Annotated in this window: 1 pseudogene; it reads right to left on the reverse strand. The window is 65.5% G+C overall.

Features of this window, described 5'->3' with window-relative positions:
* Nucleotides 1-261, reverse strand: a pseudogene (locus SB764_RS41765) (AAA family ATPase); the annotation flags it as partial.

A 261-nucleotide genomic window follows, 5' to 3' on the forward strand; every position in this document is an offset into this window, starting at 1 on the left:
AGCCAGCTCGCGCCCGACCGATGCGAGGCGTGCGGCGCTGAATCCCTCCCAGCGCGCTGCGAGATTTGCGAGCATCGGTGCGGTGAGCGCATGGAAACCCATTGCTTCGCCTACCGAGCGACGGAGTATGGCCTTGCGGGCTTCGAGATCTGGCGGAGGCGCTTCAACCTTGAAGTCAAACCGGCCTTCGCGAATCGCCGCGCTATCCAGTGCGGCGACGTTGTTTGTCGCGGCGACCAGGACGATTCGCGTGCCGCGCAG

Origin of the sequence: Paraburkholderia sp. SIMBA_027 (genome assembly GCF_046535315.1) — a bacterium.
In the GTDB taxonomy this organism is placed as follows: domain Bacteria; phylum Pseudomonadota; class Gammaproteobacteria; order Burkholderiales; family Burkholderiaceae; genus Paraburkholderia; species Paraburkholderia tropica.